This window comes from Lacrimispora sp. (assembly GCF_031982545.1).
Classification (GTDB): domain Bacteria; phylum Bacillota; class Clostridia; order Lachnospirales; family Lachnospiraceae; genus Lacrimispora.
Genome location: NZ_DALYXB010000003.1, coordinates 204,149 through 230,551 on the forward strand (window position 1 = coordinate 204,149; position 26,403 = coordinate 230,551).

At 38.4% G+C, this 26,403-nt stretch carries 23 protein-coding genes and 1 pseudogene; 2 read left to right on the plus strand and 22 right to left on the minus strand.

The window, feature by feature from the left end:
• Positions 1-49: 49 nt before the first annotated feature.
• Complete coding sequence (locus ABS301_RS06880) at positions 50-1,165, minus strand: 4-hydroxybutyrate dehydrogenase (protein ID WP_349671514.1); 1,116 nt, start codon at positions 1,163-1,165, stop codon at positions 50-52.
• An 11-nt stretch (positions 1,166-1,176) separates the two neighbouring features.
• A complete protein-coding gene (locus ABS301_RS06885) occupies positions 1,177-2,535 on the minus strand; it encodes an aldehyde dehydrogenase family protein (RefSeq protein ID WP_349671515.1) in 1,359 nt (452 codons plus the stop codon).
• A gap of 488 nt (positions 2,536-3,023) precedes the next feature.
• Between ABS301_RS06885 and ABS301_RS06890 the strand changes: the two genes are divergently transcribed.
• Both ABS301_RS06890 and ABS301_RS06895 read left to right on the plus strand, forming a co-directional pair.
• Positions 3,024-3,917 (plus strand): LysR family transcriptional regulator, encoded by an 894-nt coding sequence (locus ABS301_RS06890; protein WP_349671516.1) that lies wholly within the window; start codon positions 3,024-3,026, stop codon positions 3,915-3,917.
• 197 nt (positions 3,918-4,114) lie between these two features.
• Positions 4,115-4,573: a DUF2798 domain-containing protein gene (locus tag ABS301_RS06895; RefSeq protein ID WP_349671517.1), complete on the plus strand. Its 459-nt coding sequence runs from the start codon at positions 4,115-4,117 to the stop codon at positions 4,571-4,573.
• 89 nt (positions 4,574-4,662) lie between these two features.
• On the opposite strand, the gene ABS301_RS06900 is transcribed toward ABS301_RS06895, so the two are convergent.
• The 20 genes and pseudogenes from ABS301_RS06900 to ABS301_RS06995 form a co-directional block, all read right to left on the minus strand.
• On the minus strand, positions 4,663-6,117 hold the full coding sequence (locus tag ABS301_RS06900) for a glycoside hydrolase family 1 protein (protein WP_349671518.1): 1,455 nt from the start codon (positions 6,115-6,117) through the stop codon (positions 4,663-4,665).
• Positions 6,118-6,129: 12 nt separating this feature from the next.
• Positions 6,130-6,987, minus strand: a complete 858-nt coding sequence (locus ABS301_RS06905) for an MBL fold metallo-hydrolase (RefSeq protein ID WP_349671519.1) — start codon at positions 6,985-6,987, stop codon at positions 6,130-6,132.
• Between the two features lie 65 nt (positions 6,988-7,052).
• Positions 7,053-8,465, minus strand: a complete 1,413-nt coding sequence (locus ABS301_RS06910) for a PTS transporter subunit EIIC (RefSeq protein WP_349671520.1) — start codon at positions 8,463-8,465, stop codon at positions 7,053-7,055.
• Positions 8,466-8,578: 113 nt separating this feature from the next.
• Positions 8,579-10,360 carry a BglG family transcription antiterminator gene (locus ABS301_RS06915; RefSeq protein WP_349671521.1) on the minus strand — a complete coding sequence of 594 codons (1,782 nt, stop codon included), beginning with the start codon at positions 10,358-10,360 and terminating at the stop codon, positions 8,579-8,581.
• Positions 10,361-10,653: 293 nt separating this feature from the next.
• A complete protein-coding gene (locus tag ABS301_RS06920; RefSeq protein WP_349671522.1) occupies positions 10,654-11,052 on the minus strand; it encodes a ribosomal maturation YjgA family protein in 399 nt (132 codons plus the stop codon).
• On the minus strand, positions 11,012-11,362 hold the full coding sequence (locus ABS301_RS06925) for an MmcQ/YjbR family DNA-binding protein (protein ID WP_349671523.1): 351 nt from the start codon (positions 11,360-11,362) through the stop codon (positions 11,012-11,014). Before ABS301_RS06925 ends, ABS301_RS06920 begins: the two co-directional genes overlap by 41 nt.
• A gap of 37 nt (positions 11,363-11,399) precedes the next feature.
• Positions 11,400-11,801 carry a (deoxy)nucleoside triphosphate pyrophosphohydrolase gene (locus ABS301_RS06930; protein ID WP_349671524.1) on the minus strand — a complete coding sequence of 134 codons (402 nt, stop codon included), beginning with the start codon at positions 11,799-11,801 and terminating at the stop codon, positions 11,400-11,402.
• Positions 11,798-14,809, minus strand: coding sequence for a DEAD/DEAH box helicase (locus tag ABS301_RS06935; RefSeq protein WP_349671525.1), 3,012 nt, complete (start codon positions 14,807-14,809; stop codon positions 11,798-11,800). The genes ABS301_RS06930 and ABS301_RS06935 overlap by 4 nt, the downstream gene beginning before the upstream one ends.
• A gap of 15 nt (positions 14,810-14,824) precedes the next feature.
• Entirely contained in the window at positions 14,825-15,994 is a 1,170-nt protein-coding gene (locus ABS301_RS06940; RefSeq protein ID WP_349671526.1) for an HNH endonuclease domain-containing protein, read from the minus strand.
• A 52-nt stretch (positions 15,995-16,046) separates the two neighbouring features.
• Positions 16,047-16,388, minus strand: a complete 342-nt coding sequence (locus ABS301_RS06945) for a nucleotide pyrophosphohydrolase (RefSeq protein WP_349671527.1) — start codon at positions 16,386-16,388, stop codon at positions 16,047-16,049.
• 29 nt (positions 16,389-16,417) lie between these two features.
• Positions 16,418-17,128 (minus strand): MBL fold metallo-hydrolase, encoded by a 711-nt coding sequence (locus ABS301_RS06950; RefSeq protein ID WP_349671528.1) that lies wholly within the window; start codon positions 17,126-17,128, stop codon positions 16,418-16,420.
• 10 nt (positions 17,129-17,138) lie between these two features.
• The gene (locus tag ABS301_RS06955; RefSeq protein ID WP_349671529.1) at positions 17,139-17,411 is read right to left on the minus strand and encodes an HPr family phosphocarrier protein; all 273 of its coding nucleotides are present in this window, start codon (positions 17,409-17,411) and stop codon (positions 17,139-17,141) included.
• A gap of 239 nt (positions 17,412-17,650) precedes the next feature.
• On the minus strand, positions 17,651-17,773 hold the full coding sequence (locus tag ABS301_RS06960; RefSeq protein ID WP_349671530.1) for a hypothetical protein: 123 nt from the start codon (positions 17,771-17,773) through the stop codon (positions 17,651-17,653).
• 245 nt (positions 17,774-18,018) lie between these two features.
• Complete coding sequence (locus ABS301_RS06965) at positions 18,019-19,584, minus strand: DNA recombination protein RmuC (RefSeq protein WP_349671531.1); 1,566 nt, start codon at positions 19,582-19,584, stop codon at positions 18,019-18,021.
• A 733-nt stretch (positions 19,585-20,317) separates the two neighbouring features.
• Positions 20,318-21,502 carry an HNH endonuclease family protein gene (locus ABS301_RS06970; protein WP_349671532.1) on the minus strand — a complete coding sequence of 395 codons (1,185 nt, stop codon included), beginning with the start codon at positions 21,500-21,502 and terminating at the stop codon, positions 20,318-20,320.
• Positions 21,499-22,698 carry an adenine-specific methyltransferase EcoRI family protein gene (locus tag ABS301_RS06975; RefSeq protein WP_349671533.1) on the minus strand — a complete coding sequence of 400 codons (1,200 nt, stop codon included), beginning with the start codon at positions 22,696-22,698 and terminating at the stop codon, positions 21,499-21,501. Before ABS301_RS06975 ends, ABS301_RS06970 begins: the two co-directional genes overlap by 4 nt.
• Positions 22,699-22,871: 173 nt before the next feature.
• Positions 22,872-24,368: pseudogene (gene lysS, locus ABS301_RS06980) on the minus strand (lysine--tRNA ligase); the annotation flags it as partial.
• Between the two features lie 40 nt (positions 24,369-24,408).
• Entirely contained in the window at positions 24,409-24,891 is a 483-nt protein-coding gene (gene greA, locus ABS301_RS06985) for a transcription elongation factor GreA (RefSeq protein WP_104436990.1), read from the minus strand.
• Positions 24,892-24,990: 99 nt separating this feature from the next.
• Positions 24,991-25,959 (minus strand): tRNA dihydrouridine synthase DusB, encoded by a 969-nt coding sequence (gene dusB / locus ABS301_RS06990; protein ID WP_349668174.1) that lies wholly within the window; start codon positions 25,957-25,959, stop codon positions 24,991-24,993.
• On the minus strand, positions 25,956-26,345 hold the full coding sequence (locus ABS301_RS06995) for a DUF6145 family protein (RefSeq protein WP_349671534.1): 390 nt from the start codon (positions 26,343-26,345) through the stop codon (positions 25,956-25,958). The genes dusB and ABS301_RS06995 overlap by 4 nt, the downstream gene beginning before the upstream one ends.
• Positions 26,346-26,403 lie beyond the last annotated feature (58 nt).

Here is a 26,403-nt window from a genome sequence, read left to right on the forward strand (position 1 = left end):
TGGTCACCCATCTGGGAACGCAGTTTTATTTCCATCATTGACAGCCTGATTAATACAGTTCCTGATAAATTTTAAGCACCCGGCCCGCATCAAGGGGGACAAAGTTGTTTGCCATAAGACGTCCCTGCTGTTCCATGACACTCTTTGTAAATACAGCAAGTTCTTCCTGCTTTACACCATACTGGCGAAGCGTCTTCTTTGGAAGAATTGTTCCAAGCAGTTCATCAAGCCTGTCATAAACCACATCATTATCGCATCCCAGCAATCCTCCAAGAAACTGATTCATCACTGCAATCTCGCCATCCTGCCTGATCTCCATGTAATTTTTAAGCACCCCTGTAAACATGGCATAGTTGCTCTCCCCGTGAGCGACGTGATAGGTTCCTCCCAACGGATAGCTGGTGGCGTGGACAGCCGCACAGCCTGCCGTTCCGAATGCTATTCCTGCATAATTGCCTGCAATCAGAAAATCCTTCATAAGAGGAAGCCTTGCATCGATTCCTTCGGCTGCAATCTTCTGATATCCCCTGATAATCATTTCAATGGCTTTGTAACCAAAGAGCTTTGTAAATGGCGTTGCCTTGGGAGACAGGCTGGACTCCACCGCGTGAACCAGAGCATCAATGGAGCTGGTGGCAAACACCGCAATTGGCAGTCCGTTTAAAAGTTCCGGAACCAGCACCGCCTCATCTGCATACATATGGGGTGACACAAGTCCTACCTTTGTTCCCAGTCTGGTCCGGTTGATAATGGAAATATTGGTGACTTCACTTCCAGTTCCGCAGGTTGTGGGCAGAATCACAAGTTCCCGTTTCTTTTGGATTTTTTCAGGTTCGGCATAGAGGGAATCCAGCGGGTCCCCTGCAGACACTGCCATAACCTTGGCGATATCAATCACCGTGCCGCCGCCTATGGCTATAATCCGTTTGCAGTCCGTCTTTGCAGCTGCTTCAAGGATGGCATCCACCATGATATCTGTGGGCTCTCCCGTCCCATATTTCTCCTGAAAAATGGTATGGACATTCAGCCCAAGTGTTCCGAAATATGGTTTGTATATGTATTCGTTGGTCAGTATGAGATCACCGCTTCCAAGGTGGAACTCTCTGGCAAATTCTTTACAGGTATCGTAGTAGGATATCTGGGATTTTAAAATAATTTCTTTCATTTCAAGCCTCCCTATGCAAAAATCTCTTCATCCGTCGGCTGTTTCCAATCCTTTTTTACAAATGCTATCCGGCTCTTGTTCATCAGGTGGGTATAGAACAGGTTCTCGCTGATTGCATTGTTGCCCCAGCTTCCGCACCCCAGTGTGGTGGTGGGATTTAAGGAGTTTGCAAACGCACCGCCTGCCATGCTGGAACAGGTCTGATTGACTACCACCCGGCTTACGGGAAGCTTTAAACCTGCATATTCAATGTGATTTTTATCGTTGGACTGAATGTCTGCTGAATGGCCCTCACCTTCATATACCAGATTGTCATATGCGATCTGAACCGCCTCTTCCCATGTCTGATAGCTGTATGCAGCCATCATCGGACACATCTTTTCCTTGCTCCATACAACTCCTGCCCCATGTTTCTCAGGTTTTACAATTATGACCTTTGTGCCCTGGGGAACGGAAATCCCGGCAAGGTCTGCGATGGTTTTGACTGACTGGCCAACTACTTTTTTATTGATTACACCATTGGGAAATACCACTTCTGCCAGTTTATCAATTACCGCTTTATCATCAATGTAGAATGCTCCCTGAGACACGAATTCCTTTATCACGGTATCGTAATCCTTCTCGGGGGCTATGATTGTCTGGGTTCCGGAACAGATAATGCCATTATCAAAGATACGGCTGGCTATCATTCTTCCTGCTGCAGCCTTGTAATCGATTCCTTCATCAATCAGTCCCTGTACATTGCCGGGTCCCACACCATAGCTTGGTTTTCCGCTGGAATAAGCGGACTTTACAACACCAGCACCGCCGGTCGCCAGAACAACATCACAGGCAGCCATCAGTTCATTGGTAAGCTCGATAGACGGTTCCTCGATTACCAGGAAAATATCTCTTGGAACTCCCATACGGTCCAGTTCTTTGTAATACAGTTCAGCTACTGCCATGGCACATTTTTTACTGCGCGGGTGAGGTGCAATAATAATCGTATTCTGGCATTTTACGGCATACATGGCATTACACATGGGGGTAACAATGGGGTTGGTGCACGGTGTGGCAGCTGCAATGACGCCCATTGGCTTTGCCACCTCAATCAACCCTGCTTCCTCATCTGTTCCAATGACGCCAATGGACCTTTTACCCTTTAATGCATTCCAGATGATTCTGGATTTTCCTCTATTCTTAGTGACCTTGTCTTCGTAAACGCCCATCCGACTTTCCTCAACAGCAAGCTTTGCAAGCGGTTCAGCATTGTCAAAAATAACTTTTGCAAACATCTTTACAATCGCATCTGTCTTTTCCTGGTCATAGGAACGCAGAACCCGCTGTGCATTTCTGGAACGTTCTACTAATGATTGGATTAATTGGTTCATCTTTGTTATCTCCTTTGATAGTGATTTTTTTAACATTGTTTCTATGGTTCATTCTAATTCCTTTTGCCTGTATTTAAAAATACTAATAACTTATTATAAACAATAGGATTTTTTATGATTAATTTTTAGCACTTTTAACGATATCTTAGTCAAAATGGGCGATAATCGTATGATTCAAGGGATAAAACCGCAAAATTAATCGTTAATTTATTAACTTAGAGACGATAAAAAAACCGTATATAAAGAGATACAATAAACGGATAAGGAAGGTTATTATGGGAAGACGGACTTGATATGTAGATTGTGAACGAAACGATATAAATTCGTATTATTAATAAAAGACCGGGAAACTGTTGGTCTTAAGGTAAAATATGGGGATACACTTTACTTCTTATATCTAGAAGTATATAATAGCTGTTAATATATGTAAAATGTATTTATTGTATGTCAGTTATCTAATATTTATATAGCAGATAAAAGGGGGATCTATGGATATTACATATGACTATTACAGAATTTTTTATTATGTCGCTACATGCAAAAGCTTTTCCAAAGCCGCCGGGCTCCTTTCAGCCAACCAGTCCAATATTTCACGTTTCATAAACAATTTAGAACATCAATTAGGGTGTAAGCTTTTCGTGCGATCCAACCGCGGCATTTCTTTGACACCAGAGGGGGAGAAGCTCTATTCCCATGTAAAAATAGCCCAGGAACAGTTCAGAGCGGCTGAGCTGGAACTGATCAATGACAAAAACTTAAGCGGAGGTACGATCACCATCAGTGTCAGTGATACTGCCCTTCACGGTCATCTTCTCCCTATACTTGGGGCATTTCACAGTACCCATCCCGGTATACATCTTCGTATTCTTACTCACTCCACACCACAGGCAATCCAGGTTCTAAAGAACCGTCTGGTTCACTTTGCAGTTGTGACCACTCCTTCTAATATCAAACCTCCACTGAAAGAAACATGTTTAAAGTCGTTTCAGGAAATATTGATTGGGGGGAGACATTATTCCTTTTTAAAAGACACCCCCCACCATCTGTCGGAGCTGGTTCAGTACCCATTTGTCTGTCTCGGTAAGGATACCGTAACTTATGAGTTTTTTTCAAACCTCCTCTTAAAGTATGATCTGGTTTTTAAGCCGGATATAGAAGTGGCATCCACCAATCAGCTGATGCCTATGATTAAAAATGACCTGGGTATCGGTTTTATCCCGGAACGCTTCGCCAGAGAAGCCCTTGAAAACGGGGATGTTTTCTCCATCCCTCTGGAAGAACCGATTCCCAGACGCAGCATCTGTCTGGTGGAAAATACCAGCCGCTGCCTGAGCATTGCTGCAAATGCATTAAAACAGATGATACTATCCCCAGAGTTCTGACACAGTAAGCAGTGATAATGCCTGGAACCAGGCTGGAAAATCCAAATTTATTAAAAAACAAAATAAAAGCTTACATACTATTAATTTTTATGTTATACTAACTGAGCTAATTTTAAATATGGTACATAATTGGAAACGCACACTCCTCCCGGATGATAACGAACAACACATTCATAATCACTAAGGAGGATTTTTTTATGCCAAAAAACAAATTTCAAGACGTCATTTTTACTGCTATCATGGCAGTTGTAATGGTATATGGAATGATTGTTTACAACGTCGCCCTGAATATGAGAGGGATTACAACCGGGACATTTATTGCAGCACTTCATGAATTGCCTGTCATGGCTCCAATCGCATTTATTTTGGAATTTTTTGTGGTAGGGAAATTAGCAAAGATGCTTGCTTTTAGAGTGATAAGACCGGATGACAGACCTCAATTTATTACATATGCGATATCGATCTGCATTTGTTGCATTATGTGCCCGGTTATGAGTCTGATTGCAACAATACTTTTCAAAGAGCCGGGAATGGGAACCTGGATACAGACGTGGGCCATGAATTTCCCAATGGCAATTTTATATCAGATGTTTTATTGCGGACCAGTTGTCAGACTTATTTTTCGATTTATTTTTAGGGAAACAGAGACTGTATAATTGGGTGTAGCCATTAGCTGAGAAAAAGCAGACAGTAATATCACTGCCTGCTTTTTCTCAATTTTATCTAAATAGAATTCTTACGTTCTCTATTCAAGATTTTCCCCATTGGACTCAATACACTTTTTATACCAATAAAAACTATCCTTAGGAATTCTCTTAAAGTCACCAGTTCCATCATCATAGCGGTCAACATAGACAAGACCATATCGTTTGTACATTTCACCTGTTCCTGCACTGATTAAATCTATGGCAGACCATACGGTGTAGCCCATGACATTAGCCCCCTCACTGATCGCAGCACCAATCGCTTTGATGTGATCGGTAAGGTAGTTGATGCGGTAATCGTCATGTATTTTTCCATCTGGGGATATGACATCCGGCGCGCCAAGGCCATTTTCCACAATCATAAGGGGGATATGATATCTGTCCCAAAGATTATTTAAAGTATACTGAAGGCCGGAAGGATCGATCTGCCACCCCCATTCACTGGCTTTTAAATATGGGTTTTTTGCTCCGCCCATCAGATTTCCATTCACTTGTTCCACATCAGTGCGGACTGTAGAGCAGTTGGTCATATAATAGCTGAACGCGTAGTAATCAACACAGCCATTTTTCAGGATCTCCATATCCTCTGGCTGCTTTTTAATTTCTATTTGATTATCACGCATATAGGTTTCCATGTATTTGGGATAGCTGCCCCAGACCATCACATCACCGCAGAACTTGTTCAGTATTCTGTCCTTTTTCTGAGTTTCAAGAATGTCCTGTGGATCGCAGGTCAGAGGGTATTGGGTGATGTGGCTTATCATACAACCCACTTTATTTTGCGGATCAATCTCATGTGCCAGCCGGGTTACCATGGCACTTGCGATAAACTGGTGATGCAGTGCCTGGAATTGCTGCTGTCTATCCCTTTTCAACCTGCTTTTTGGTATAAAATCATCGGTTTCCAAATCTTCTGGCTGAACGATCCCAAGTGAATTGTAAGCTCCCATTTCCAGTATACCAAAATTAATTTCGTTAAATGTCAGCCAGTAGCGGACCTTTCCTTTATAATAGTTTATTACACACTCTGCATATCGGACAAAATCATTGATTGTATCCCGTGACAGAAAGCCATTCTTTCGGACAGTTAGACTCCATGGCATATCAAAATGACTTAATGTGACCATTGGCTCGATCTTATATTTTCTGCACTCATTAAAAATATCGTCGTAGAACTTAAGACCTTCTTCATTTGGCTGAATGTCATCTCCATTTGGAAAGATTCTCGCCCAGCTTATGCTCATTCGATAGCATCGAAATCCCATTTCACCAAAATATTTTATATCCTCTTTATAATGGTTGTAAAAGTCTACCGCCTGATGACTGGGATAGAACTGATCGGCTTCTATCCTGCTTTCAAACATTCTTGGAGAGTTCCTGCTGCCGCCTTTTACAAGGTCCTGGATGGTAATGCCCTTACCACCCTCCTGGTATCCGCCTTCACACTGGTTTGCTGCAGTTGCTCCGCCCCACAAAAAATCTTCTGGAAAAATCATATTGCTGTCCTCCTATCGTTGAATTCTGTGTCCCAGGAAATCAGCCAGGCGCTCATCGGAATAGATTAAATCAACGGTCTTATATCGATGTTTATATCCTTCGCCCATTGGTGACTGAAACGGCACGTCTTCTTTGTAGTTTTCTTCCAGCTCATGGTCAAAGCATTCTACTAAATCATCCAGATACTCAATCCCAACAGGGGATTTATTATGTGCGGGATAAAGGGCAGTGATCCGGTCCCTGGCTTCTCCCAGACGCTTCAAGCTGTTGAAGGTCTCTGAAAATGCAGCCTGTTCGTCGCTGCTTAAAAAATGCCAGATATTATTTGCGGTCAGCTGATCTCCCGAAAAAAGTCTTCCTGTTTCCTGTTCCAGAAACATAATGTGACCATAGCTGTGACCTGGCGTATGGAAAATCTCCACATGTTTTCCGCCCAGATCGATCACATCATGATTCAGCAGAAAATGAGGGTTCAGTTTCTGGGAAATGGGTGTATTGATATAGATATCTTCCTCTATTGCACCTTTTAGCTGGGGCATCTTATTGAGGCGGTAAGTCAGCATCTTACTCTTTACAGACGGATTGTCGTTCATCAGAAGTTTTCCGTAATCCAGAGGGTGAATCCACAGATCCCCAAAGTGCCCGGCCCCTAATGCGTGATCCGGATCTCCATGGGTTACTGCCAGAATGACGGGCAGCATTGTAATTGACTGAATAATTGGGTGAATGTCCTCATATCCATAACCGCAGTCAATTAACAATGCTTTTTCTTCTCCAATCAGAAGGTAGCAATGAACGCTCTCTGTCTCGGTAATAACATATAAATCATCAGCTATTTTTTCTGTTTTATTAATTCTGGTTGAAATCATTCACTCATCTCCTTTGTTGAAAAATGCCAGTCCTGCAAAGAAACTGGCATTTTCCTTATTATTCATTATGAAGCAGCTGTTTCTTCCCCATATACACTGTCATCAAATCCAAGAATCCATGTTGCCGCAAAGCTCACTGCAATTGTAATAACAACAGCTGCAACAGCAAAATAGAAATTGTTCATACTTCCATCCGGATTCATGAATATCGGCATGGTAAAGAAGGATGGGGCTCCAAAATTAAATACTTTAATGGAAAAGATGGCACAGAATACGGCATTGACAACGCAGGCGATCCAGGTTGCGATCAGCGGTCTCTTCATTCTTACGCAGATACCATATAATGTGGGTTCCGTAACACCTGCCAGAAATGATGTGATTGCACAAGATGAAGCAAGTGTCCTTAAATTCTTATTTTTTGTTTTAAACAGGCAGGCCAGCGCAACGCCAAACTGGGAAAAATTCATTCCAATAAATGCTGTAAATAACATATTGTCATATCCCACTGTTGAAAACATTGTCATGACCAGCGGAATAAGTGCGAGATGCATGCCGGTTAATACAAGAAGTGGTGCGAGACTGCCGATTACAAGTACAGTCGCCCAGGGTGCTGCACTGTTCACTGCTCCCATAACTGAAAGAAGAGCATCTCCTAAATAACTTCCAACAGGTCCTGTGACACACAACATAACAGGCATCATTATGATTACACACAACAGTGGTTTAAAGACAAACTTAATGGCTGCCGGTATTATTTTTTCAACAAATCTCTCCACATACTTAAATACCCAGATTGTGAAAATTACAGGTATTACCGTTGAAGAATAATCTACCGCTTTTACCGGCAGTCCGAAAAGATGTACGGGGCCGCCCAGGCTGGTAAACCCAATCAGAGTGGGGCTGATAAAAATAACACCAAAGAATACACTCATCATGATATCGCAGCCAAATTTCTTCGCTGAAGTGTATGCCAGAAATACTGGGAGAAAATAAAGTGCTGCATTCCCAAACATTTTGATGATGGTATAGGTTGTACCCTCTGTACTGAGTCCCAGTTTTGTCATAATCACAAGGATTGCGGAAATAAGACCGCTGCACATAATCAGAGGAATCGCAGGGCCAATGATTGCCGACAGCACATTTAGAAACATGGATAAAACACCCTGCTTCTCTGTCTTATCCCCTGAAGGTGCACTTAATTTCTCACTCCCTGCAATATTTTCCTTTATATCAAATTTATTGATTATGATATCGTATACCTTTGCTACATCATTTCCGACTACTACCTGTACACCTCCAGCGCTTTCCACCACGCCAAGGATATCCGGATTCCTTTTTAGTGCGTCTAAGTCTGCCTGATCCTTATTTAATAACTGAGTACGAACCCTGGTTGCACAGTGAAAGATTTTGATAATGTTATCCGCTCCGCCAAGGCCTTTCACAATATCATCAGCTAGTGCATTATAGTTTTTTGCCATACTAAACTCCTCCTTTTTCTCGTACATGCGTTTCCCTGATAATGTTATTATAATGTACAAAAAAATAATTCGAAATTCAAACTTTTTCGTCATTAATAGCGAAAAAGAATGTATTATGGCATACTTGCAATCTGTGCAGTGACGAAATCAAAAAATTCCACGATATCACCATCTCCTCCAAAATGGATCAGCCAGATGGTTGTAATCTGTTTGCCGCCAAACTGGAATGGCTGTTCCAGCTCGATTTTGCGAAATAGATTTTCTCCACTTCTGTCATGTGAAATGATATAAAGTACTTTACTCCCAATACTTTCAATGGTTGTAACCTTCTCTTCAAATGGAATATCCAGATTCTCAAGCAGTTCTTTTATGCTGTTACATTCACCAGATACCTTTATTTTATATCCTGGTTTCAAATATTTTTCGATCTGGAGCTTCATTCTGCCTATCTTCCATTCCGCCAGCATCTCCTCCGTCTTTTTCTTTAACTGACTGAGCTGATGATTGTTAATGAACAGATCGAGATAAAAAAATCTCTTATCGACCAGAGCCAGTTCCCTTTCTGTTGTCAGCAAAAGTTGTGTTTCTCCTTTGTACTTGCTTCTCTTATTTTCGAATAAATACATTGGAATTGCAGTGATGGTTCCGATCTGTTCCCCATTGCTCTTCTTTAACTTATTTTCCAGATTATATATACTGCTTGCACTATTGTCACTGACAAGCAGCACATCTATTTTCTTACGCTCTGATTCAACGGCTGTTGCAAGATAGAGTATGAGATATCCCAATTCTGCATCTGGGATGTCAATATTCAGTGACTGGCAAAGGCATGTTTTTAGCAGGTGCAATTCCATGGGATAACGGGATAACAGATCCTTGGTGTAATTGCCCACATTGGTTCTGCCGCTTCGGATTCTCCTGATCATGCGTTCCATGTGATCCGCCATGGCAGCTTTTAAATCTTTACTGACTTTTATTTTATATCCGGTTTCTGCAGCTACCTGGTGTATAAATTCATCTATGTTTCTCCCGATGTCAACATTTGCTATGGGATTTTTGCAGACGATATTAAGCTCCTGAATCCGTCCTTCCATGGACTGCTTTTCCGCTTCACTGAACGAATAGTCGAATTCCGCTTTCACCTGATCAACGATTTCATTGGTAATGTCAGAAAGAGGGAGGCTGTCACATGGCATATCTTCTTCAAAACCCATTCTTGTCCTTGCAATGGAAATGAGAAGATACAAAGCAAAGTCAGAATAGGCCTCTCCGCTTACGATGAAATCAAATTTAGTAAAAATTCTTCCTATCATTGATTCCATCTTTTTCTGATCCTCAAAAATCATTTTCATAACTTCAGTGGTTTGAAAGTAATCACAGCTGCCTGTGATCGTTTTCATGCAAAGAATCCGTTTCGTATTTTCCGGCGCGTCCAGACGGATCCCTTTATTGCTTGATATTTTCAGAACAGCTCCTGCATTTCTTGCAATGATGCGCTTTACCTGCGGGATATCTGCGCTTACGGATGATTTGGAATAAAACAATCGATCTGCTATCGTTCCGATACTGATGTAATCCTTTTCAAACAGCAGCAGCATCAGGATATGCTTGGAATGTATATACTTGTCTTTACTGGCTTTCTTACGTATGGTTTCGTTAAGGATGTATTGCAGCGTGCTCTGATCATCCTTCAGCCGATAGCCAAGTCTGTTATTGGATATAATTCCAGGCTCCCCAGACAGATTGTTTTGAGAAATAACGCTGTTTATATTTTTGATCTCATTTTGTAATGTACGGTTGCTGGCACCTATCATTTCTGCAAGAACCGATCCTTGTACCCAGGAATCTACGCCGGATAAAAAAGCCAGGATCTGACACTGTCGTTCTGTGAACATGGATTTCACCTCTTTTCGGTAAGATACTTGATGGCTATCATTATAAATTGAAAAGCGGAGGCTTTCATACCTCCGTGTTTTTCTTGAAATTGATGTATTGATTATTTTTACACTGATTTAAATACTTCCTATAAAGAAAGAATCTTATACGCAATACTGCATCGTTTTTTGTTATGGGCTATTCAAAAGCTATTCCTTGATTTAACCCCACAGCGCTTTCAAAGTTATATTTCTTCGCCCATAACCCACTTAGAGCGGCCTTATGTTGTATATAATCTGGTATTCAGCCATATTTAAAGTATACTTCTGCTTTTTATCCTCTCCAATACTTCAAGCAACATACACCCAACACCGTAACATGCAATATCCTTTATATCAAACACCGAACCTAATACGATTCGTAAAAACCTGTTATCTCCCACCCCAAGTAGGTGTACTAATTTGAAATATTGCAATACCTCTATTCCTGCTGCAAATAAAAAGACATACAATGGAAGTAATCTGCATTTTTCCGGTATAATGATCCTCATGAAACTATACACTAAAATTACTACCAGCATATCTCCTACATATGGCCGTACAAAAGAATCATGTACATATAATGCAATTATCACTTCTATAAACAGAAGCAATACAAATGCAATCCCATACTTAATTCTTAACTGATTTCTTTTTGTCTTTTGTAAGCTCATAACTCTCTCCAATCATTCTGATAATATCTTTATCTGGAATTGTTCCATCGAGAATTATGGAATTCCAATGTTCTTTATTCTGATGATATGCCGGTATTACAGAAGTAAATGTGCTTCTCCAGAAATCTCTCCACTCTGGGTCACATTTAACGTTTATCCAGATGTTGCCTTCCCTCTCATAGATCCAGGCAAATGCTTTCTTATTGGTTTTATGGCGAATTAAGGTCCAGTTTGCATCGTGAAATGGATAATCCTCATAGACCTCTTTTAATTTCATACATAAAGCTATTACTTCTGAACGTTTTTTCAAAATTATCACCTACTTTAAATAATGATGGAATAAGAATCTATATAGACATACGAATTTTATCTACCAAAGTTATATCCGCTGGTAGCCAGCCCACAGAATTCATCTCTTCCTTCGTCAACCATTTTGCATCCTCATGTTCTTTCAAAACCAGATCCCCGGCAACAATTTCTGACCAGAAACAATCCATAGACAGATGAAATGTAGGATAATCATATTCAATTGTATGGATCAACTCTCCTACTGAAATATCCGTATCTAATTCTTCTTTAATCTCTCTCACTAGTGCCTCTCGAGGAGTCTCACCATTTTCAATTTTTCCACCAGGAAATTCCCAACCACCTTTAAAATCTCCATAACCTCGTTGGGTTGCAAAAATAATTGGTTCTCCCTTTTCATTCAAATCCTTAATCACTGCAGCTACTACTCTAACTATTTTCATCCTGCCTTCACTTCCTCTTTTTTAATATTACTTTGCAAGTAACGCAAAAGATCCTCTCTAACCGCATGATGCATCTTCATTTGGAATTTAGCAATATCACGTTCTTTTCCATAATTATCTTTCTTGCGAGCAGGTTTAGCCTCCAATATTTCAAACTGTCCTACATAATAGAAGTCTGTTTCTGCATCACTTTTCTTAACTAAAAGATGTTTTCTCTGTGCTGTCATTACATCCCCAACATAAGAACTATTAATTCCTCTCCCTATCTGAGAATCCCATCGAAAGATCATATTATCTTCAAAGGCATCTGCATAATCCGGTTTTCCATCAACATAATTTTTATCATCAGAACTTTCCTCTTTATGATATGTTACAAAAATAAACACATCTTCATCTATTCGCTTCATACCATACATGATTGAGGATAAATCCTTACCACAATTCATTAAAAGGCTCACATCACGCCTCGAATATTTTTCATATAAAACAAATGGAGTGCCATTTTCCTGATTAATTAAATACCTTTCCTTATACCTTTTAAGTCCTACTTCAATAATATCATTGACCTGTTTGTAGAATTCCGTATGGTGAAGACGGTCCGTAAAACCCTTAAGCCTTTGTAATGTTCTCATTTCATCGTATTTTACAATATCAATATGACAGTATTTTTTATACTCTTCCTCTTTGCTTACAAATTTTCCTTGCAGAACTTCTATCGCATTATTAAAAGAGGTTAGGTCAAGCTCATACCCGTAAGTATGTTGAAACTCCTGTTTAATCTGATTCAAATAGATTACTTCACGATTTAAAAAGCGCTTTAATATTTCAAGTTCATATGGTCTTGTTCCACTCAGTATCGTTTTCGACAAATACTCTAAGGTAATCATTTCCTGTTCCGTTATCTTCTCCATATAGAGTTCCTTCTCTACAGACACTATGAAACTTTGATAGGTCTTATATTCTCTGATAATTACAAGTGGATCAGTTTCTCCATTTTCGTAGAAATCTAAAAGATATGGAATTCTGCCCAAGCGATTTTTCAAAGAAATATAACTTTCTCTTATAATCGATTTCATTCCTTTAATCTTATCAATTGACGAAAAAATCTTTTCTTTCGCAATTTCGTCAAAATGAATCGTAGAAGCACCCGGTATCGTACTGTTTCCACTAATAATATATTTTCGAATCGTGTCTGGATTATAAGAACGATCTCCTGATAATGCGACTGGAATCATAAAGTTATTATTATAATTACCAATAAAATCTAGAATTACAACATACTCTTTTCCTTCCGCTTTCCTTAGACCTCTTCCCAGCTGCTGAATAAATACAATCGGTGACTGAGTAGGTCGAAGCATAATTACTTGATTAACTTCTATGATATCTACACCTTCGTTTAAAATTTCTACTGAAAATATGTAATCCAAGGGTTGTCTGTTTTCAAAATTATCATCTTCATCCATTGCCAATCTCTCAAATGCTTCTTGCCGTTCCTCTTCAGAGGAATTGCCATTCAAGGCAATTGTTCTATATGATTTTCCAGTTGACGGATTAATAATCTGATTAAATTCAGTTGATAGTTTTTCAGACTCGTCTATTCGGCTACAAAATATTAATCCCTTTACTCTATCGCCACTATATCCGTAATAATTAGCCTGCTCAATAATATGACGTACTCGTTCAGCCCCTGTTAATTGATTAAAATCTCTTTCGGTAATGTTTTTGGCTTTAATTTTCTTCTCATCCATCATTGAAATATCACTGATACCAAAATAATGAAATGGACAAAGCATATTTTCTTCCATAGCCTGCTGAAGACGAATCTCATAAGCTATCTGATAATTAAAAATTTCGTAAATATTTTTCTCTGCAACTTTATCATTTCGCGTATCAGGGGTTGCCGTCATGCCAAGCCAAAGCCTGGGTTTGAAATAATTCATTACTTTTTGATAAGTGTCTGCAGAGATATGATGAGCTTCATCTAATATAATACAATCAAACTCATCATAATTATATTTAAATAAATGTTCATCTTTGTTCAACGTCTGAACTGTTGCAAATACAAAATCACAATCATATTCATGATATCCAGCTCCAACTAAACCCATTGAGACTGACTTAGAAAATACCTTTTGATAAGATTTCCTGGACTGACGCGCAAGCTGCCCTCTATGAACTAAAAATAATACTCTTTTAAACGCAAGCTCACGCATTGCAAATGCTGAAGCATAAGTTTTTCCTGTTCCTGTAGCTGAAATCAGAAGCGCTCTTTCTTTGCCAGTATCTAATATTTTTCTAAGATTTGTAATAAACCCAACCTGCATATTATTTGGCTGTAATCTGTATTTTTCAATAGATGGAATCTCGTCTTGCTTGGCAATCTTACGTTGACGCTTAATGGAATTATATCGTTCTTCATAATTTTCATAAAATTCATCAAACTTAAGTGAATATCTGGAGTCCCAAAGTTCATAGAATTCTCCAATAATTTCCTGCGCCATCTCTCCCTGCTCAGTAGATATAACTTTTGTATTCCATTCTCGATTAATTGTTAAGGCTGCGCTTGTAATATTGGAACTACCGATTATAATTCGATAGATTTCTTCCTTTTTAAATATATATCCCTTTGTGTGAAATCCTTTATCAGCGGCCTCTACATCAAACATTTTAAGAGTAATATTTTTAAGTTTATGTAACTTTTTTAGTGCCTTAGGTTCACTAAAATTCAAATAATTGGTTGTTAGAATCTCCCCAGGAATGTTTTTCTTCTCAAGTTCTTTCAATGTCTGAAGAAGGGGAGTAATTCCGCCCATTGTTATAAACGCAACACTTATTTGAAACTGATCACATGTTAAAAGTTCATTTTCTATAGTCGATAGTACTTTTTTACCTTCTTTATGATTATTTGAAACAAACTGCGGCTTGTAAGCCAGATTAGATGAAAACGTCCCATCAACGTACGCCGTTTCAAAGCCATTTCTAATTTCAGCCAACTTTTCTTTTGTCATGTACCCATACCCCTTTTACCAAATTTGGTACCCTTGTCTTCTTGCCGAATCATAGACCGGCTGCATGTTTTTCTCAAGAATATGATAAAATTTCTCTTTAGAATTTCCCTTTCTATATAGCTCCTGATTAGCCCAAATGGAATGTAAATTATCCCGATAGCAAGACTCGTACTTTTTTCTAATATCTGGCTTTCTTTCATCATGAATTATGCCATACAAAATATACTGGTTACTTGCAAATCGCCTGAAAAAGGGATCCCACTTTGGAAGCTTATTACTTTTCGATGAATTTAACGAGGAATCCATAGGCATTAAATTCCATAATTCATCATTCATTACAAAGGACCAAGGAATGAAATGATCCACATCATAACTTCCTTTTACTATGGGTGAATTCTTAAAGACATCCACGATAGGTTTCTCATCCAAAACTGCTTCCCAAAGTTTCCTAACACTATTAATCCTGCGCATTTTTTCATCCATTGGTGCCAGCTTATATATAAGTCCTGGGACTTCAGGATTATTATTTTGAAGCCACTTTACCTTTTCATACTGAATCCAGCCAAGAATTGATACGGTATTATCCTGAATCATCTTTATCCATGATTCATTAAAATAGACTTCTTTCTTAAGTTTACTTCCTGTTCCAAGTGTATAGGGCAGTAATGATATCTGATTGACTCGTTCAATATAAAAAACCATTCTTTGAGTACTGCCCCAATCTGCTTTTTCCTGACACTTATCGAAAAACCCTGAAAGCGCTCGATACGGAATCATATGAGTTAACTGATCTTTAAAAAGTGCCAATTCTTTATCATACTTTTTTATTTTATTCTTAATTTCTATCTTGGAAGCATTTCCTGGAAGCTGGCTTAACTCCTGTAGAGTAAAAACAGCTCTTTCCAATCCATCTTTTACACTGCCTTCAATCACACCACTTAGATGAATATGAAATTCTAAAACCGTATACCACGCATTTGCAATCATCTCATCAATTAAATCGTTGAAACTGGTCTCTTTTAAGCCTTCTGAAATTAAATGAACGATTGACTCAAGCCAATAGAACTTATAACAGTATGACGGGTTTTTCATCATAAGAGAGAATGCTTCTATATCAAGACTATTATAATACTTACCATCAATATTTAATTGATTTCCGATTTCTTCATAATCAAATTGAGGCATTTATCCTCATCCCCCTTGTCTTACGTGAACTGGTGCTAATCGTTTTTCTGAATCATCTCTGTTTCAGTTGATCATATTTTTCCTTGCTGCCCTTAGCTAATTCTACTGGATACTTTTCAGTATTTCTTTTAATCTTCGCCCGTACAATCTCATCTATATCAAGACCGCACGCATCTGCCATAAGCACACAGTAATTTATTACATCAGCTAATTCTTCTCTTATCTTGTCCATCTTCTCTGTGCATTTCACATCCTCAGCACTCCACCGAAAGACTTCCAATAGTTCAGCCGCTTCCAGAGAAATTGATATCGCTAAATCTTTTGGATTATGAAATTGTCTCCAGTCGCGTTCATCACGAAATTGCAATATCCTATTTATTGTTTCTTGTGTCATTAATATTCCCTCTTAATTCATCCTGCTTTTTAAAAGAACCGGTGCAAAAAGTTCAAAATGTTTTCTTTTCTAACTGGCTCACTGTGGCCCACCACTGCCAACTCAAAGTCAATATTACTTAATTCCTGATATAATTGCTTTGTTTTTTCCAAATCTCTGTAATGATTTTGATAAAAGTCATCATTATAAATATCTCCTAAAAATATCACTCTTTCCTCTGGATTGAAAACAACCACGGAATCGTCACTATGGGCGGAGGGAAGGTGCATACATTCGCACGTAATGCTGCCGCAGTCCAACACGATTTTTTGCTCAAAGGTTATCACTGCTGGAATTACCCTTATTTCTTTCAACTTTGGATACTCTGCCCGAATGTGCTCATCTGCAAACGGAATTTCTTCTCCGGTTATCAACCGTTCCTTCATTTTGGAATCTGTAAATTCCCAGGAAGACATTCTGATCAATTCCTGGTTGGTCTTTGCATGTGCAATTGTTTCCGCATCAACGGCATGCATCCCATAGGTATGATCCCAATGCCAGTGTGTGATAACACAATATTTTGGCTTCTTTAAACCTTGCTGGGTAAGAAAAAAATTATAATCTTTCACATGATTCGCAGAATTGCCTGCATCCACCATTACCGAACAGCGATCCCCATAGATATAACCCAAAACAGGGCGATCGCTATTGGAATCACATTCAGTATAATATATATTTTTTGTTAACTGATTCAATCTCATAAAATGTCTCCTATTCTCCAAAGCCGCTGTCCACAAAATTTGCTATGGATAAAATCGCTTCTTTTTCATCCTCGCCCTGGGCTTCAAACGTCAGCTTGTCTCCCATGATTGCGTTCATATCCATTACGGAAAGTACATTCTTTGCATTATATTTCCTGGTGAGGTCTTCATTTTTATAGACTGTAATTTCACTTATAAATCCCATAGCATGCTTTGACAGCAAGCTGGCTGGCCTTGCATGTAATCCATATAGGTTTGGTACGGTCACGATAACGATTTCCATGGTATTCCTCTCATTCTAATATAACGGCATTTAGATGATCATCAATCTATTTAAATAAAGTATAGTTTGTAATGGTAGTTCTGTAAAGGAAAAAGCAAGCGGAATATGATCATTATCTCTATTTTTAGACTTCAATTTTAGGTGGTTGCATTTTATTCAGTTAAGCATTTTATCAAGTCACGTCCATAAGTTTCATTAAATAGAGCCATGCGTCTGGCACGGCCCTGTTCAAATATCATTTATATCTGCATGATCTTATGCACCATACTGCATCGTTTCTTGTCATGTGCTAAACCAACGCACAGAACCTCTCCTGATAATCCTGTATAATATTGATTATCAATTATCTGTTGTAATGCCATTTGAATTATTTCCTTTTATCCAAAATTCGAATAAATTATTTACACGATAATAATATAACTGATCCGATAGCCAATACCATGGCCAATAGTGTGCCAACATTGCAACCAGAGTATTGATAGGATCTTCATATTTGGTAACTTGTCTCTCATGAAAGGCATAATTCTATATCGTTTCTGTTGGAACAACAGTATTCTATTTATTCCTACCAAACCTCTATCCAGTTAAGACAGCCTCAAAGCAATACTTATTCTTCCAATTCAGGAATACTATCTAAAAGTTCTTCCGATTCTCCTGAAGGAAGTTCAGATACTTCTCTAAGCTTACTATTTATCTTTCTTGTTCGTACACCAATCAGTTTATCCAGTTCCTCTCCCGTTTGCTCTATTCGCTTCTGCGCAGCGGCAAGAACGGTTTCAAACCTAGAAAATTCTGTTTTAACAGCCCCCAATACATTCCAGACTTCACTAGATCGTTTCTGAATAGCAAGCGTTTTAAATCCCATTTGTAAACTATTTAATAATGCTGCAAAGGTTGTCGGCCCCGCTATATTTACACGATATTGCCTCTGTAACGTATCTATTAACCCCTTTCGTACCACCTCAGCATACAAGCCTTCAAATGGCAGGAACATAATTGCAAAGTCAGTAGTATATGGTGGATCTATGTATTTGTCATGAATATCCTTTGCACAACCTTTAATTCTTGTTTCAAGGGCAGCTTGTGCAATTAGAATAGCGTCGTTATCTCCCGATTCATAGGCATCAACTAATTGGCTATATGTATCACCCGGGAATTTAGCATCAATCGGCAAATATACAGACTCACCATCTTCTCCACCTGGTAGTTTGATTGCGTATTCAACACGATTCATTGATCCTTTCTTAGTGACGACGTTTACGTCATATTGTTCTTTTGACAAAATTTCCTCAATGATGGCTCCTAATTGATATTCGCCGACAATTCCTCTTGTCTTAACATTGGATAAAACTTTTTTTAGATCCCCAACCCCAGTAGCAAGCGTTTTCATTTCACCAAGTCCGGTATATACCTCCTGAAGTCTATCATTTACCATTTTAAATGATTGTGTAATCCGCTCATCAAGGGTTTTCTGTAATTTTTCATCTACTGTTGCTCTCATTTTTTCTAGCTGCTGATTATTATCAGTACGCAAAGATTCCAATCGTTCCTGAACAGTATTTCTGATACCATCTATAGATTCTTTGTTTTGAACAGTAAACGTTTTGAATTGTTCATCTACCACTTTCAATCTCTCAGATACAGAATTTTCTAAGTTTTGTTGTGCCTCCTTTAACATCTGAGACATCTCACTCAATCGTTTATCCTGCATCTCAAATTGCCTATTCTGCGCATCTGAAAGCATCGTAGTTGTCTCTTTTACATTATTTTGAAGAGCTAAAATACTTTCCGACTGACTGACTTGAAATGATGATAGCTTTTCAACAATATCCATCTTCATTGCAGTCTGATTTTTTGAAATACTATCAATCAGTTCTCTTAGTCTGATATCCTGCCTATCGGTAGATTGGTTTTGAACCAACGTAAAAGAATCTGTGAAACTCTTCATTGTGTTCTGGAGAGTTGTTCCCATCTCTGTTCTGGAAGAACGTATTTCGTTTAATATTTCTGATTTCATAGATCCGAAAAACAATGTCTGCTGATTGGCAAACTCACTTAATAATTCTCTCCTGATTTTTTCAGTATCTACAGATGTTGATTTTTGCATCGTTAAAATAGTATTGATAATAATTGCAATCAAAATAATAATACAAAGACTCATTAGTAAAACCATACCTTATTCCCCCGTTCAATTTTTTATTATTTAAAAATATAATAGCACATCAACATTATAAAGAAAATATGCACACCAGATATTTCTAGGTAATATGCCTATAAATTTATTTATTAATTTCGATCTTTCAACTAATGTTGATTTATGTACTAAAATTTTATTTATTGAGTTCTATGTTTTTTGACCATCTTCCTGAATATGCAATATTCTCTTCTTTCATTTCTTTTCCACCCAACAATGTAATTCGGAATAATCAGAACATTTGCTTCTTTTATATCAGATATATATTCTGTAGGAACATAATCTTTTCTATATACATCCTCAAAACATAAATCACATCAGTAACTTTAACTTCTTTTTCTAAATCACTTTCAAGCAACATTTGATTTCTCCTTATCCACAATATATTTTTTAAAACCACTTATCAGACATAGTAAAGTCATACCTTTTCTTGTCCTCAAAAGTATGCCTTTATTTTCCACATCTGTCGCTAAAATCATAATGTCAGCATCAACATTTTCACCTCCAAGTTAATTTCTAGCTTTGCAATAAAAAAATCAAATGCTCTAATTCTCATAGTGTAGATAATCAAGCTGCTTTAGACGATGTTGTATTTTGCAGTAATTTGCTATAACATTCTTTAGCATTTTCCATAGAAAAAGCTCCCTTCTGAAATGAATCATTTAACTAATTCACGCCAAAAAGAAGCCATTTCTTACCAGAAAACTCTTGATTATTTATTTCCTTTTGCTCGATTATGCGTTCTGCAAAGCATCTGACAATTACCTATATCAGTCGCACCACCTTTACTCCACGCTGTTACATGGTCTGCATCCATTTCATTATATTTCCAAATTCTTTTCTTATTATTATCATTGCCCAATGCACATAAAGGACAATTTGATATATCATTTTTTTGTGCTTCATCCGTCTGTTGTCTATAAACCACTTTTTTTGTGGATTCTTCAAAGACTCTTATCTCAAGTAATGTAGTATCTTTTTCTCCACCTAGAATATATTCAAATACTCCTTTACGATTTTTTACAGCTGCATCAGCATATAATTTATGTACCTCATCAGATATCTTTTCGGGATCAAATGGTATTTTATTGTAATATTCAAATAATCTTCCCCATTCGAGACCTTTCATTTCAGATTCAACGTCAATAAATGTCCCAGATGCCCAATCTATAACACTCGTGAAATATGTTTTTAATTCATCTATATTTGTATCAAATCTATGATTGCTCATATATCCATCAACAACATCATCATTTTGACTTTTTGCAACCCATTCAAGCGCAGTACGAAGATATTGTTGTCTGCTAACTTTTCCATTAATATAAGCACTCCATTTTTGTATATTTGCGTTATGTGAATTAGAAAACTCTTCCTTAGCTTTTGTCACAAATGGTCCAGAATATACCGCATTCGCTACCTCTTGATGATTAAGTGGTATTCCTGCAATATTTATAGTTTTAAACCATTCTTTTATTTCGCTTTCTTCTCCTTCACAAATATAAATTGTAAGTTTTGCTTCTTTTATTATCTTCCTCTTATCTTCTGGTAATGATGCAAAACTATGTGGCATCCCATTTTCATCTATTAAATCAAACTTTCCAGTAATATATCTTCCTAAACTTGTAATTCTTTGTTGCCCATCTAAAACTTCATACTTATCTTCCCCAACTTTATTAAAATATATAAGTCCTAAAGGATAACCTTTCAAAACAGATTCAATAACCGATGCCTCCATTTTGGCTTCAGAATATAAATAATTTCTCTGATATTCTGGCTGAATTACCAACTTTCCACTCCATCCAAATACTCCTTTACCTTCATATTCATTGTATAGAAACCCTTTACATATTTCTTCTATTGTAATACCATTTACTCCTGCCCTTAATTCAGTTTTCATAATTCTTCTCCTTTATCAAAGTCCTCTGGATGTAATTTAATCCATTCTTCTGTATAACGAATTAATACCTTAGAAAAAGGGACTTTGGCTTCTCCTTCACTATTATAAAAACAGAGCATTTTCATTCCTTTTGTATAATGACCTGTTCCACCTTGTGCCCTATAATCAGCCAAAAATTTCTCTGGCATCTTTTTTATTCCACATATAACATTCTCATCTTCTCTTTCGTACCCTATTATTTCAAATTGTTCTGGACAATACTGTTCCATAAATGACTTTGGTACTCCCATTATTCCTTTGAAATCTTTAGGAATTGCATCCGTAAATTTAACCTCTATTCCATCTAACGTTTCATATCTTGGATATTCATGTCCTTTTATTTCTTTGTGCTTACTAAATTTAATATTATCACTCATTGTCATCAATGGAATCGGTTGATGCCTTCTCCCATGTTCCAAATTAGTATACCATATTACACCAGATACCCTTATCGTTCCCTCTTTATGATTTCCTGCTGTTGCATAATCTTCATACATTTTATTTATAAAATGCCCTGCCATACCTTTAAACCCTTTGCCTAACCACATTTGATTTTTCATAAGCAATGGAAATATTTCTTTATAAGTTACAGAATTAAGATTTCCTACAATAATAAATTTTTTTCCTGCTTCCATGATCCATGGAACAAAAATCTTAAACAAGGAAAAAGGAGGGTTTGTAACAATAATATCTGATTCATCTCTTAATTTTTTAACTTCATCACTTAAAAAATCTCCATCTCCTGCTAAATACGACCATTGTAAATCATCTATATCTATATTATGAGAATTATCAATATCCTTTTCAAGTGTGAATATTTTTCCCTTTTCTTGTTCTTTCACTTCATCGTAATTCTCATCTTTATAATCAAAAAGAGAATATTGGTAAACACTGTCGCCATATATTTTCTTCTTACTATCCAATGCATAGCTTGTAGAAATAAGTTTCTTTAATCCTAGCACTTCAAAATTTTGTGCAAAAAATCTAGTGAAATTACTCCATTCTGGATCATCGCATGGTAACAATACAGTTTTCCCTTTGAACGTATCTGGATTATATTCTAAATATGCATTGATTTCATTCTGTATATCTTCATATTGAGTATAGAACTCATCCTTTTTTGCATCTTTTGCACTTGCCAATTTATCGTTTGTCATATAATCCACTCCTCAATTATGTTATTCTTATTATACCAAAAAAACGGTCAAACTGTAAATAGTTCAACCGTCTTATATATGAGCATATTCTCTTTATTAACTTTGATTATAAACCGGTCGTAATTTTTATCCTAATTACTCTAGATCCCTTTATTTTACCGGGTCTACTTATCCAAACTCTTCATCGTCGGGAACAATAAAACATCCCTGATCGCATAACTATCCGTAAGCAACATTACAAACCGGTCAATACCAATTCCAATACCACCAGTCGGTGGCATACCGATCATCAGCGCATTCACGAAATCATCATCCATCGAGTTCGCTTCATCATCACCTGCTGCCAGAAGTGCTTCCTGAGCCTTAAATCTCTCGATCTGATCCAGTGGATCGTTCAACTCAGAATAAGCATTTGCCATCTCACGTCTGGTTATAAACAGCTCGAAACGCTCTGTATATTCCGGATCGCTTGGTTTCTTCTTTGTAAGAGGTGAAATCTCAACCGGATGATCAATAATAAACGTAGGCTGAATCAAATGCTCCTCTACAAATTCTTCAAACAGAAGGCTTAAGATATCGCCCTTTTTATGTCTTGCTTCGTAAGCTACGTGGTGCTGATCTGCAAGAGCTTTCGCTTCTTCATCTGTATGAATGGCAGTAAAATCAATATCCTTATATTTCTTCAGAGCGTCAACCATGGAAATACGCTCGAATGGTTTAGACAAATCAATCTCTACTCCATCATAGGTTACAACCGCTGTGCCAAGCACCTTTAACGCAACCTCACGGAATAAATTCTCCACCAGATCCATCATGCCGTGGTAATCGGTGTATGCCTGATAGAGCTCCATCAGTGTAAATTCAGGATTATGTCTGGTATCTACGCCTTCGTTACGGAAAACACGTCCAATTTCATAAACCCGCTCTAAACCGCCAACGATCAGTCTCTTTAAATAAAGTTCCAGAGAAATACGCAGCTTTACGTCCTCATCAAGGGCGTTATAATGGGTATCAAAAGGTCTTGCTGCTGCTCCGCCTGCATTGGCCACCAGCATAGGAGTCTCAACCTCCATAAAACCCTGGGCATCTAAATGGTTGCGGATCTCTTTTATAATCTGGGAACGCTTTACAAAAGTATCGCGTACTTCCGGATTCATAATTAAATCAACATATCTCTGTCTGTAACGAAGATCGGTATTAGTAAGGCCATGGAACTTCTCAGGCAGAATCTGCAGACTCTTGGTCAGCAGTTCCACGCTTTCCGCATGGATGGAAACCTCTCCTGTCTTAGTGGTAAATGCGGTTCCCTTGATTCCAACGATATCACCGATATCAAGTTTTTTGAATTCTTTATAGGATTCTTCACCAATGCTGTCTCTTGCTACATAGGACTGAATATTACCCTTTAAATCCTGGACATTACAAAAAGAGGCCTTTCCCATAACCCGCTTGGACATCAGACGTCCTGCGATGGAGACTTCTTTGCCTTCCCAGACTTCATAATTTTCTTTGATCTCACTGCTGTGTACGGTAACATCGTACTTTGTAACTTTAAACGGATCTTTTCCTGATTCCTGAAGCTCAGCCAGCTTTTCACGGCGAACCTTAAGTAAATGGTTTAAGTCCTCTTCTACAACCTGATTCTGGTTTTGATTCTGCTGTTCTGCCACTTGTTTTCACTCCTTTGTGAACTATGTTAAGGAAGTACTCTTAAGACACTCTCTGAATCTCAAGTACTTTATACTGAATGACTCCTGACTGAGTCTCAACGTCAACAACGTCTCCCACTTTTTTACCAATCAGCGCCTGACCTACCGGAGATTCATTGGAAATCTTGTTCTGAAGGCTGTTTGCTTCGGTGGAACCAACAATCTTGAATTCCATCTCTTCGTCTTCATCCACATCGTAGACTTTTACTTTACAGCCAATATTAATCTTATCTAAGTCTATTTCATCTTCTACGACTACTTCTGCATTCTTAAGCAGCTTCTCCAGCTCTTCGATACGCAGCTCGATGTCTCTCTGCTCATCTTTGGCAGCATCATACTCTGCATTCTCGGATAAATCACCCTGTTCTCTGGCTTCTTTTATTTTCTGGGCAACTTCTTTTCTTTTGACTACTTTTAAGTTCTGAAGCTCATCTTCGTATCTCTTAAGACCTTCATAGGTTAAAATATTTTTCTTGTCTACCATGGTTTTTTACTTCCTCCTGGTTACTTACTCGCTAAATCACATTCCAGATATTATAGCTTAAACATCTGTAATTGTCAAGATTCGCGTCCCTTTTTCTGGTTACAATGCTCCAATTCTTTCTCGTACAAAACGCCTTAATTCTTCCATTGTTTCAACCTGATTGATATCATTTCTCAATTTGGCCGAATGAGGAAGTCCGCCGGTATACCACGCCATATGCTTTCTCATCTCCCGCATGGCAACTGTCTCTCCTTTGTGCTCTGCCTGCATGGTTCCGTGACGCAGAATCATCTCGCTGATCTCAGCCGGAGTCGGTGGCTGTAACAGCTCTCCTGTCTCTAAATAATGCAGTGTCCTGGAAAAGATCCAGGGATTTCCTTTTGCACCCCGGGCGATCATGACTCCGTCACAGCCGGTCTGATCGATTAAGGCTTTGGCATCTTCCGGCTCAAAGACATCGCCGTTGCCAATGACAGGAATGGAGACAGCTTCCTTCACCTGCCTGATGATATCCCAGTCCGCAGTTCCGGAATAGTACTGCTCTCTGGTTCTGCCGTGAACTGCAATCGCTGCCACGCCACTGCTTTCTGCCATACGGGCAAATTCCACTGCATTGCAGTCTTCCTCTGTAAAGCCTTTTCTGAATTTTACAGTGACCGGCTTTTTCACTGCCTTTACCATGGCAGTCAGGATCTTCTCCGCCAGCTTTATATCTTTCATCAGTGCGGAGCCTTCGCCGTTATTTACAATCTTTGGTACCGGGCAGCCCATGTTCACATCGATTAAGGCAAATGGCCGTGATTCTATGGCAGCTGCCATATTTGCCATGATGTCCGGGTCGGAACCAAAGAGCTGGACACTCACCGGTCCTTCCTGATCGGATACACTTAACAGCTCATTGGTGTTCTTATTCTTATATAAAATGGCTTTGGCACTGACCATCTCTGTGACCGACAGTCCGCAGCCCTGCTCCCTGCAAAGAAAACGAAATGGCAGGTCCGTAACCCCTGCCATCGGCGCCAGTATCAGATTATTGTCAAACGTTACATTTCCTATTCTAAGTTTCAACTGTCTTTTTCTCCGTCTTCTAATTCTTCTCCCAGATAAAAAACACGGTAGTACATCTCAAGGGACCTCAAAAGCTCCCGTTTTTCCCGCTGGTACTGCTTAATCTTTAATACACTTCCGATTTCATCGAACAAATAGTCCTCTTCCGGTGCGGTTACTTTAAATTCCAACGTTCCATCTTCGTTAAACTCCAGAACCAGAACTCCGCCAATATCTTCGGTATAGAGCACACACATGATCTGAAGCTCCTGCCGGATGCTTTCCGGAAGACTTTTAAACTGTTCATTAAAATAATATTTCTGTTCATAAGAATTGGCGCCGCACAGCACCACTTTATCTTCAGCCTGCTCCATATCTGTCACCGTTCTTTCTGCCCGACCACGCATTCAAGCATGTTTTGTCCCCCTTCGGATACAAAGCATGCTTTCTGGTGTCGTTATGTTT

Excerpts from the sequence above, each read along its gene's own strand:
- ABS301_RS06880 (WP_349671514.1), bottom strand. The coding sequence starts at position 1,165 with ATGAAAGAAATTATTTTAAAATCCCAGATATCCTACTACGATACCTGT.
- ABS301_RS06885 (WP_349671515.1), bottom strand. The coding sequence starts at position 2,535 with ATGAACCAATTAATCCAATCATTAGTAGAACGTTCCAGAAATGCACAG.
- ABS301_RS06890 (WP_349671516.1), top strand. The coding sequence starts at position 3,024 with ATGGATATTACATATGACTATTACAGAATTTTTTATTATGTCGCTACA.
- ABS301_RS06895 (WP_349671517.1), top strand. The coding sequence starts at position 4,115 with ATGCCAAAAAACAAATTTCAAGACGTCATTTTTACTGCTATCATGGCA.
- ABS301_RS06900 (WP_349671518.1), bottom strand. The coding sequence starts at position 6,117 with ATGATTTTTCCAGAAGATTTTTTGTGGGGCGGAGCAACTGCAGCAAAC.
- ABS301_RS06905 (WP_349671519.1), bottom strand. The coding sequence starts at position 6,987 with ATGATTTCAACCAGAATTAATAAAACAGAAAAAATAGCTGATGATTTA.
- ABS301_RS06910 (WP_349671520.1), bottom strand. The coding sequence starts at position 8,465 with ATGGCAAAAAACTATAATGCACTAGCTGATGATATTGTGAAAGGCCTT.
- ABS301_RS06915 (WP_349671521.1), bottom strand. The coding sequence starts at position 10,360 with ATGTTCACAGAACGACAGTGTCAGATCCTGGCTTTTTTATCCGGCGTA.
- ABS301_RS06920 (WP_349671522.1), bottom strand. The coding sequence starts at position 11,052 with ATGAGCTTACAAAAGACAAAAAGAAATCAGTTAAGAATTAAGTATGGG.
- ABS301_RS06930 (WP_349671524.1), bottom strand. The coding sequence starts at position 11,801 with ATGAAAATAGTTAGAGTAGTAGCTGCAGTGATTAAGGATTTGAATGAA.
- ABS301_RS06935 (WP_349671525.1), bottom strand. The coding sequence starts at position 14,809 with ATGACAAAAGAAAAGTTGGCTGAAATTAGAAATGGCTTTGAAACGGCG.
- ABS301_RS06940 (WP_349671526.1), bottom strand. The coding sequence starts at position 15,994 with ATGCCTCAATTTGATTATGAAGAAATCGGAAATCAATTAAATATTGAT.
- ABS301_RS06945 (WP_349671527.1), bottom strand. The coding sequence starts at position 16,388 with ATGACACAAGAAACAATAAATAGGATATTGCAATTTCGTGATGAACGC.
- ABS301_RS06950 (WP_349671528.1), bottom strand. The coding sequence starts at position 17,128 with ATGAGATTGAATCAGTTAACAAAAAATATATATTATACTGAATGTGAT.
- ABS301_RS06955 (WP_349671529.1), bottom strand. The coding sequence starts at position 17,411 with ATGGAAATCGTTATCGTGACCGTACCAAACCTATATGGATTACATGCA.
- ABS301_RS06960 (WP_349671530.1), bottom strand. The coding sequence starts at position 17,773 with ATGGCATTACAACAGATAATTGATAATCAATATTATACAGGATTATCA.
- ABS301_RS06965 (WP_349671531.1), bottom strand. The coding sequence starts at position 19,584 with ATGGTTTTACTAATGAGTCTTTGTATTATTATTTTGATTGCAATTATT.
- ABS301_RS06970 (WP_349671532.1), bottom strand. The coding sequence starts at position 21,502 with ATGAAAACTGAATTAAGGGCAGGAGTAAATGGTATTACAATAGAAGAA.
- ABS301_RS06975 (WP_349671533.1), bottom strand. The coding sequence starts at position 22,698 with ATGACAAACGATAAATTGGCAAGTGCAAAAGATGCAAAAAAGGATGAG.
- greA (WP_104436990.1), bottom strand. The coding sequence starts at position 24,891 with ATGGTAGACAAGAAAAATATTTTAACCTATGAAGGTCTTAAGAGATAC.
- ABS301_RS06995 (WP_349671534.1), bottom strand. The coding sequence starts at position 26,345 with ATGCGTGGTCGGGCAGAAAGAACGGTGACAGATATGGAGCAGGCTGAA.